We start from the raw sequence: 10,075 nt of genomic DNA, 5'->3' as shown, positions 1-10,075 counted from the left end.
TGGCTGATGTCCAGCGTGGCGTTATCACCGGTTAAATCATAGCCTTCTGTCATGTATGTCAGTACGGGCATCCAGGTGTTATCAGCTCCGGCTTCCGGTGTTCCGCTCAGGGAGAGTGTACTGTTCTTCCCAATCTGAACCCGACCGTCACTGTAGAGCCCTTTCTGTGCCGTCAGATGACCGCCGTCCCGAACAGAGAGGGTGGAGTTCACGAAAACACCACTGTTCTGCAGCAGAGCATCCGGTGAGGAGACATTTACCTGACTGTCATGAGCCTCAATCCCGCCGGTGAAACGGCTGTTAATATCCAGCGTGGAGTTATTGTTAAGCGTGATATTGCCTGTGTAACTGCTACTGCCGTCGTCTGCTGAGCGTCCTTCACGGACATCCTGGCGGAAGCCAAAACCATTACCTGTAATATTGATTCCATCATACTTATCAATAAATACCGGAACATCGCCTCCGAGTTTCAGCGATGAATCTGACGCAACGATATCGCCTTCAACTATTGAGTTTCGTGCAGTTGTGAACTCAGCATTATCCAGATTCAGCGTCTTAAAACGAAAATGTCTGTTTTCCCAGTCGGGCTGCTCAAAAGAGGACACCTGGTTATTTGTTTTATACTCACTGTTATTTTTCTTATTTGCCTCACTTTCCAGTCTGGCAAAATCAGCAACATAATCTTTGTCACAAAGAACTCCGGGGACATAGCAGAACCGGGGACCTTCACGGAAAATAGCATGTGTTGTGGCATGTCCCTGTAGTCTTAGCTGGGAGTTTCGCACAGTGATAGCATTGTGTGTATCAATGTTCCCGTCAATAATCAGGCTGCTGTCGGCATTTTTTTGTGTTCCGGCATGTTCGATATCCGTATTTCCCGTGATGTTGCCGTGATAGATATAACGCGCGGCGTTTTGTAAGGAAAGAGTCGCTTTTTTATCTGATGTATTGGTGATTACTGTACCAACATCCGTTGCCGCTATCTTTTTAAACGACTGGCCGAACCCGTTTAAATCCAGTGTCCCCCCCCGACTGGTAAAATAAATGCCTCTGTAATCACTGTTTTTATCCAGCGCATCAACCTGCCCCAGTTTGACCGTTCCGCGACCGCTGGCAACATAGATAGCATTAAACGCTTTTTCTGCATTAAGAAAAACGGTACCGTCACCCGTTTTCAGGTTATTCCCCTGGGCCACATTGACATTCAGTGTCCCGGCTCCTGTTTTGTGCAGGTTATCGTTTGCCACTCCTTTAACCGACCAGTCAACAACCGTCCCTTTTCCGATATCAATACCCGCCCCTTTATAGGTTTTATCTTTCCCGGTGACCGAATAATGTTGCCCCTCATCAAAAATCATTCCTCCGGTTCCTGAGTTCAGGTTATCGGTGAGTTCAATATTCCCGCCACCATGAAATTTCAAATCTTTATTTTTATTATTCTTGGTCAGCTCAATAGCGGTTGTGTTACCGTTAACAGTAATATTTTTATTATTGACGGTCATTTTCTGACCATTGAGGTTCACCTCCTGAGTAAAAGTATTTTTCAGGGTATCGACAGTGTCCTGATCATATCGGGCAAAAAAGGCCCAGGTATCCTTACTAGAGAATGCTTTACCATATGTTGTTCCAAGAATGACCCATTTTTTCCTCTGATTATCATAAAGATAAAATCCGGAACCGCTGTCTCCTCCTGTCACTTCATTATAAAATCCGCCTGTATTATTCGTGGCTAACATATTGTTCCAGTTTAACTGAAACATAGAAGCACTGCGTAATAATGGATTATATGCCTGTCCCACCCCATAAGATGTAACACCGGTTGCTCCGGCTCCAACCCGAAAACCGATTATCTGTTTCTTTCCATTGAACTCAATACCATAACGCTCTAATGCTTCTGCTGCTGATAAGTTGAAATCAGCATGCTCTGTTGCACCAGCTGTTTCAACAACAAACTTATCCAGACGCTGGACCGCAAAGTCACCTTTGGTCACCCGATCAACATAATGATAGTCTGACTGTCCCCATGTCTGAGTTTTAACGGCATGGTGAATAGTGCCATTATGGCTTGCGGTAACACTGTAGGCATTACCAATAGCAGTTGTTGCACCTTTAGCGGATACTGGAGAAAAATCAGGGATCGTTACTTCAGGAAAACTGAATTCACCACCATTTTTTAATGGCGTTTTTACCCCATATGCTCCAGGCTGAAATACACCTTTATTCTGTGCCAAATCGAGATAATCACGGATCCAGAAATTTCGGGTATCCATCTGTGCTGCATAGGCATGTTCAGCAGCACCATAAGACAAGGAGGAAACTATAAATGTAGCGAGAAGTTTTCGACCAGTTTTAGAGGATACTCGGGATGCTAATTCTGATACAGCTATAAGCCCTTGAGTAAGGTGACAATACTTAAGTGAATATATTCTGTTCACGGGTAAGACTCCATAACGTTTATAACATAATACCAACAAATAGAACTATGCCTTTATTAATAAATAAGCTTCCAGTTACCTTTATTAATTGCAGTAAAAAAAATAAAAATTCAGCCCACGCCTGTAAAAAGCACATCCACAATACAGATTTTATAGTAGTGCAATTAGCATATTTACATTGCAATAATTAAATCACATTGCGCCACCTAAGATTATTTAGAAAAATAATAGCAACTCCATATCCACATTACATAATGAAGGACAAAGCTACAAAAATAAAAGCAAGTAATAAACAACCCCATATGGCGTTTAAGTGTTTTTGTATTTATTGTTTTTTATTTTATATCATTGCGAGGCGCAATTCTTCATTTATTTCGCACACTAATATTATTTTATCATATTCTTTTATTTTTTTCGAAAAACAATAATAGTTTTAGCTTGTGGATGTTTTTATATTCGAAGATTAATTGAGCCCATGGGTAAATAATTCGCTATTATTTAAGTAAACCGCTATATATGTAGATAATGGCGAATTAACGTATCACCTGACACTCTTCTCTCCAAAATTAAGAAGTAGTTGACTCCTCAAGCCAATAAATGTGTATAGAATGATTATACTGGATAGTTACAAGTTCACCGATACGGTGCAGGACTTCAGTGGCGATGTCGGTGGGAGCTTTTGTTTCGTGATATGATGGACGTCCCTTCTTAATGCAGTCAGTGCCATGCTTTTACTGACTGCATTAATCCGGGAGTAATATCACATGAACACGATCAGGATTGTTATATTGCCAAGCCTGTTTTTCAGGTCTGCGTCTGGATTAATGATGATTCTGTTGCATAGAATAGAAACATCTCATGCTCCAAATTGCAGGATATCGTTCAACGATTCGAGTCCGGAACACTAATCGCTATGGAAGCATGTTCAACTTCTCATTTTGGGGGAATGAACGTTCAGTTCTATGGGATATACCCCAAATATTCCCTGCGCAACAGCATCACTTTTGGTTAAAAAATAACATTATTCTTAAGATATAGAAAAGAAACTCATCATGGATGGGTAAAACTTATTAAAAATGCATACCTTTTTCACCTCACAGGAAATAGATTGAAAATCAGTAAGAACTGCTTTTATCGCTATTAGATATGCAATATTAATTATGATTTCCTTTTCACTTTCAAGGAGAACTGTTTTGGTGTTATACCAAAATAACTTTTAAAATTACGGATAAAATATGATGTACTAACATATCCGACCTCGTCAGATATACTATTAATATGTTTTTCAGACGTAGTTATTAGTCTTGCTGCATGTTGCATCCTAATATCCAGAACCAAATTGTTAAAATTATTATTCTCTTTTTCAAGTTTTTTCCGAATTGAGACTTCTGACATATGTAAGATATTTGCCAGATCAACCAGTCGCCATGGTTTTGAAAGATCCGATTCTATTATTAACTTTAATTTTTCTGTAAAAGTAGAGTCTGTTGAAACTGATAATGAGCAAACCAAAGATTCAATATCATCAACTTTAGATAACAAATAAGTAATATTATAAATTAGTCTATGATGAGGAACATTTGCTTCTATTATCATCTTAAATATCTCTGTATCTGTCTTATCCGCCATGCAATTAAAAATTCTACTTCGCATAGGGCCAACTTTATGTGGATTCAGTAACAATGGTTCCATGACTTTACAGATACAACTTAACATATTGTTATCTATATGAAAGATATCATAAGGCATGCCTTCACCTAACACGTTAAGTGTAACATCAATGACTGTATTTTTCTCAATATAGCATATTGATTCAGGTGGAATATCAATAATTCCTCCATCTATCGTTTTAACCAGTAATTGGGCATTGCGAAGATAAATAATAGCACAATTGTAAAACCTAATCTTTTTAAGAACTAATGTAGAGTTACCGGGTATATCTCCTCTAACAGCAAGCCTCATATTACTTAAAGCATTTTGACTATTCATACAGTCACCCCCATGCTTTGTAAGAATATAATGTCATGGGGTATCCTCTCTGTAAACTCGAAAATAACGCAAAGATGAATACCTCTCAGTAAAAAGTTTCTCATCGACATAGCGACTAACTTTAGAGACTCTAAATAATTAGTCTCTATGATGATAGAATTTATTAACTTTGATAATAATTACGTTATGAAAAAATATGAAAAGACAGAAATCAAATCATTTGATGTTACAGATAACATCTAAACAGAACTGGGAGCTTCCGTGTCGTCTCAGCACCAAACTTAATCTTTATCATTCTTATTCTATAATAGACCTTACTTACACTTAAACATGTGATCTTTGAAATTTCTTTTATTTTCCTCCTTTTAATAAAGTAGAGGTACAGAATCTCTCGTTCAATATCATTAAGAGAGCACAAGATTTGTTCTGGTGGATATGTATAATCAATTGATAACCGATTTCCATAGTGTATAGTTACATTATCAGCACATATGCACTTAACAGGCCCCCCAGAAAAAAGAAGACTGTATAAAAAATAATTATTATTATCGCAGACTATATAAACATGACTATATTGCTGAACGGCCTCATATACAGAGGCACGCCCACTGAACTCAAAACATTTATACCCTTCATCCTGGCTTGCAAAATATAAGATACCATTTTTTAAATAAATGTCTTTTGTAACCATTATTAGAGCAACGGTCATAGCATATATAAAAACATTAGATACCTGAACTGAATTCAACTATAAGCTAAAGTAAAGAAAAAGGCCATTCTAAAAAATAGCAACATAAGATAAAATTTTACACTACTGAATGTCAGGCAGATAAGTATATTTGACTGTCTATAGTAATCAATCAATAAGAAAACCTGAACAATATGTTCAGGTTTTCTTTTTTATCTACTCTACGACTCAGAATGTATAACGAATATTAGCATTAATTAACTTATCAATATTGTAAGAACCAAACTCAGATCGCTCCATATTCAGACTTATCCTGGTGTTTTCTTTGATTTTAGTATTTAACCCGACATTGAATACCACTCTGCTATCTTTACCATTATTAATATATGTATCACCTGCCAGATCCTTGAATGCTGTAACAGTAGGCTTAAATAAATCGTACTGATAATTAATCCCAGTCAATGCTGTAATTTCCCAGTCTTTGCCCCTGAATGTTTTGCCAAATTCAATGCCTGTGCGACCAATCAACGGTTGCATCTGCTTACGTTGCATATTGATCTCAGCTCCATTGAATTGCCAGGAAAACTGATTCTCAGATACAGTACCGTAGATCAACTCTGTTTGCGGCTGTATATATGTTTCGTCAGGTAAGGTAAAACGCCAACCGGCCTCAGCGCCCAAATACCAGGAGTGCGAGCCATAATCTTGTTCTGGCATTCCTAACGCACTTGATGAGTAATGATTGTCATGACGCACATATTTCCCGATAGTATCTACATAGAGTCCAGAGTCAAACATAGCTGAAGCGTACACACCAATACCCGTTGATTTGGTTCTTCCTGACCATCCACTTCCCCGGTTATTACTGTTTGTAAATGTCGCCGTGACCCCAGTAAATAACTCTCCGCCTTCAATTATATGTTTCCTGTCTGCCCCAATTTGCAAGTGCGTATGACTTCCGGTAAATCCATCAGTAGCTGAGCCCGAACCACTGTTAAGTCTAGCCCAGGCTCCTGTTTCACCATGGGTATGGCGTAAGTCACCCATACGATCATTCAGATTATTAATTTCTGTAATAAAGTTTTTATAACCGAGATCCATAAAACTCTTGCCTGTCCGCAAAGCGGCTTTATCAGGCTGTATGTAAAATCCCTCCAGACGCCATTGCTTATTAACGTCGGTCTCCAACACATCAAGTTGCGGTGTGAAACTATGGAACCCCGAATTTATTGAAACCGGGTTAAGTGTAAATATATCGCTTTGTGTATTTTTCGGAGCAGTAACCAATGACACAGGGTAACCGGCCTGTTTTACTGAATTCGTCGTAGGAATAACAACTAGTGTGTTATTCGCCCCTGTCAACGTCTGGTTTACCGTCACCGTATCTGCTGCTTTACCATCGGCATTAATAATGAACGAACTGTTAGTGGCCTCCAGCGTATCTGCCGTCAGTCCCCCCTGCCCGAGACGATTAAAACTCAGTGTTGAACCATTCAAAGTGAGCGACTTAACCACCGACTGCTCATTTGCCAGCCAGGCAGTGTCCTTCATTGTTACACTTGCCAACGGCGCGCTGATATTTCCATAGTAATTTGTGGATTGGTTAATATCAGTCGTGCCAAAGCTAATGCTGGCCGCATCATTGGCATTGATATCTCCAGTGATGATCCCACCCGCGCCAACATTTAAGCTCGTGTTTTGTCCGCTAAGCTCCCAGCTTTGGGCGGAATACATCGTTCCTGGCTGGTCTGATAGTAAGGAAAGGCTCGAACCCGCATTACTGCTTACTGTCCCGTCAGAAAGCAATCCGGCTGTAGCGGTCAATTTTGCCCCTTCACCTAATGACAAAGAAGATTGGGTGAAACGGCTGAGCTGATTAAGTGTGGTATCTTTAGAGGTTATCGTCGTCGCACTATCTGTACTATCAATACCACCGACAAAATGTTCATTAATAGTTAGTGCCGATCCTTGTTTCAACTGTACATGTCCATTGAAACGACTCTGATCATCTTCAGCGGTTGCCTTTGACTTACCCAATGTTGGTTTGGTTGCCACGCCATTCCCGTCATTGAGATCAATATAAAGATCCTCACTACCTAATGTAACGGTAGAATGATCGGCATTAATTCTCGTATTAAGGCTGGCGTTTCTTGCAAGGTTAAATTCAGCATTTTGTAAGTTAAGCTCAGCCATACTGAACTGTCGATTTTCCCAATCGTTCTGAGTAAATGACACCGGTTGGGTCAGTACAGAATTGTCACCCAGTGCCTTTAACTTATTTGCTACGTCCTGACTGCTGACGGCGTGAACAACCGGATGTCCTTGCATAAATAGCCGACCATTTTGCTGGGTTATACTCCCCTGAGTATCCACTCCACCATCAATAACGAAATCATTCTGTGTTCCTGCTGTAACCTCATTATTGATATTTAGATTGCCGGTGAAATGGCCGTGCCAGATATTAGCAATCGTGGCTGTTGTATCTGGGCTGTTGAAATCCAGATTAACATTAGCCATGGAGCCACTGTTAGTCAGTATGGCTCCATCATCAGCCCCGTTAAGTTTATGAAAAGTCAAACCGTTTCCATTAATGTCGAGCTTGCCGCCATGATAGCCCCATTTGATATTATCTGGATTAATTTGTTTGTCGTCGCTTAGCACCAGAGTAGGGCGCCCGCTTACAATACTGACAGAACTGAACGCCTGGCTCAGTCCGTTATCATCAGCACGCTGTGCTAATATTACGGTTCCGTCTCCCACACTTAAACTTCCTGGGTTTACACCAGTACCGCTAATTTTTAACGTCCCCGTACCCAGTTTATGCAAACTATCACCAGTAACCCCATTAATCTGCCAGTCGACAAGATGCTCACCATTAACAATAATTCCGCCACCTTTCCATGTCTGAGTATCAACGGGCTTGACAATATAATCATCATCAAAAGTAAGTGTGCCAGCCCCCTGATTAATGGCATTTTCTAACACTACAGTACCGCCGCCCTGAAAAGTTAGATCTTTACCGCTATTAAGCGAAGCAGGCCATGTTGCGCCCAAATTTCCATGCATTTCCCATGATGTGCTTCCCTGGGTTAATGAACCAAGTCCCGTTTTTTCGTCATATGACCAATGAATATCCCCCTCACCTTGTTTTGTATTTACCGGTGCATCGGCATCTTGTTTCATCGTATTTTTTACATCACCGGCAGGAATTATTGTGTACCAGTTAGTATTGCCATTGACCCCTGCATATGAATTGAGAACGGCTAACAAAACCCATTTATTTTGGTCTGCATCCCAGGCAAAAAGAGGAGAACCGCTGTCACCGGGAGTACCGTATGTTGAGAGCGGAGTATTAGTGGTATTCGTGACAAAACTCCAGTCAGATATAAACGGCGTATTTACTATTCCACCTGTTTTATACGAGTACGCCCCCATTAAATGGGAAATTTTTCCGTTGGTATCTTTTACATATTGAGTCCCTGCACCTACTCGATAGAACACAGGGAAACGGTTAGCATTTTGATAGGTTCCATTAGCTGTGCCCGCATTGGTTATATCTAGCGGTGTAACCTCAGTAACAATCTTGTTGAGACGGGGAGTGTGGAAATCTCTCCAGTGGTTATTTCTGTCAACAAGGGTATAGGAGGAATCATCCGCATAGCCAAATTTTACATATTGATAACCAACATTGTGCTTAACGCTGACGACATATTGTGGCGAAACCAATGTTGCAACCCCAGTCAAGTCATTAGAGCTGAAGTCAATCATGGGCGCTTTACTTAAGCTTGTAACGACATTGCCCTGTTTATCATAAAAAGATATGTTCACGGTGCCAGGTTTAAAAAGACCTTTATTTTCAGCAAAATCGCGGTAGGTCTGGTAAGGAATATAGTTTGTCGTCACCGAAGCCCGTGATGAGGCAGAACATAATAACCCTAATCCAATCATTAACAGAATGTTCAACGATAGTCGTGAAGTAACGCGCTTCCTTATACCTTCACTAACTTCTGAAACGACAACCGCCTCGCCCTTTTTGTTCTTTTTTATTGCATATATTTTATTCACTTTATCTCCAGGTAACTATCTTCTTAAATCTTAAATAATTGACATTCAAATAAACTTTGGTAGCCGTCAATAAAAAAAGGTTTTCCTTTTATTTTTATATCTTGAGGAGATATCCTGATAAAGAATTTATTACCCCCATTCTGTATTTTAACCATTTAATAAAAATAAAAGGATTGGTGACAATAAGTTGAATTTTCATGAGTAGGTATATCAAAAATAAAAAAATATGATAGAAAAATAACGGATGATTATTTGGCGTTTGATTATGAACTTCCAGTGCAATATATTCTGCATCGCTCATCAAGATGGTTATGAGCTGACTTAAGAATTAAGCCTATTATTTATGGAGTATAAAATGAAAAAGCTGATTTTAGGTTCGGCAATTCTGGCAGTTTTAGGTGTGGCGTCTAGTGCTATGGCTGCACCAAACACGGGCACTGTGACCTTTATTGGTAGTGTTTCTACTGCAACTTGTGAAATTAATGTAACAGATAGTGCTGGCGCGCAGGTTAGCAATGTTAATTTAGGTACGCTTGCTAATACTGGAACAACTGGGCAACAAGTAGCTTTCAAACTCGTTCCTACAGACCAAACATGCCTTGGCAAGACTCAGGCCAATATTACGTGGTCCTCTCCAACACTAATGGCTACAGGGTTATCTAACGCTGCAACCGGAGGTACTAACGCGACAATGGCACTGGTCGCGATGAATGCAACCAAAACTGGAGCAGCAGCTGCAATTAAAACAGGCGCAACATCTCTTGATTATAATGTTACAGGTGGTATCCCCTCCTTCAATTACAATGCTTGGCTGGCTAAACCTGCCACTGGCGCGCTTACCGCTGGCCCATTCTCAGCCTCTGCAAGCTATGTAATCGCATATAAATAAATATTGCGC

The 10,075-nt window shown here is 40.0% G+C and carries 4 protein-coding genes; 1 reads left to right on the top strand and 3 read right to left on the bottom strand.

What is annotated here, in order from left to right; translation table 11 throughout:
- The 3 genes from A7Z29_RS16380 to A7Z29_RS16360 form a co-directional block, all read right to left on the bottom strand.
- Positions 1-2,435 (bottom strand): S6 family peptidase (locus A7Z29_RS16380; RefSeq protein ID WP_286135373.1); only part of this gene is annotated, 2,435 nt, incomplete at its 3' end.
- A gap of 1,158 nt (positions 2,436-3,593) precedes the next feature.
- Positions 3,594-4,424: an AraC family transcriptional regulator gene (locus A7Z29_RS16370; protein ID WP_105290483.1), complete on the bottom strand. Its 831-nt coding sequence runs from the start codon at positions 4,422-4,424 to the stop codon at positions 3,594-3,596.
- A gap of 916 nt (positions 4,425-5,340) precedes the next feature.
- Positions 5,341-9,177 carry a S6 family peptidase gene (locus A7Z29_RS16360; protein ID WP_105290482.1) on the bottom strand — a complete coding sequence of 1,279 codons (3,837 nt, stop codon included), beginning with the start codon at positions 9,175-9,177 and terminating at the stop codon, positions 5,341-5,343.
- 355 nt (positions 9,178-9,532) lie between these two features.
- Here A7Z29_RS16360 and A7Z29_RS16355 point away from each other — a divergent pair, with 355 nt between their 5' ends.
- A complete protein-coding gene (locus tag A7Z29_RS16355) occupies positions 9,533-10,066 on the top strand; it encodes a fimbrial protein (RefSeq protein WP_105290481.1) in 534 nt (177 codons plus the stop codon).
- Positions 10,067-10,075 lie beyond the last annotated feature (9 nt).

The sequence above is a fragment of the Escherichia sp. MOD1-EC6842 genome, from assembly GCF_002965705.1.
Lineage (GTDB): Bacteria > Pseudomonadota > Gammaproteobacteria > Enterobacterales > Enterobacteriaceae > Escherichia > Escherichia ruysiae.
The sequence above is the reverse complement of the archived record's forward strand: the minus strand, read 5'-3'. Positions and strand labels throughout refer to the sequence as shown.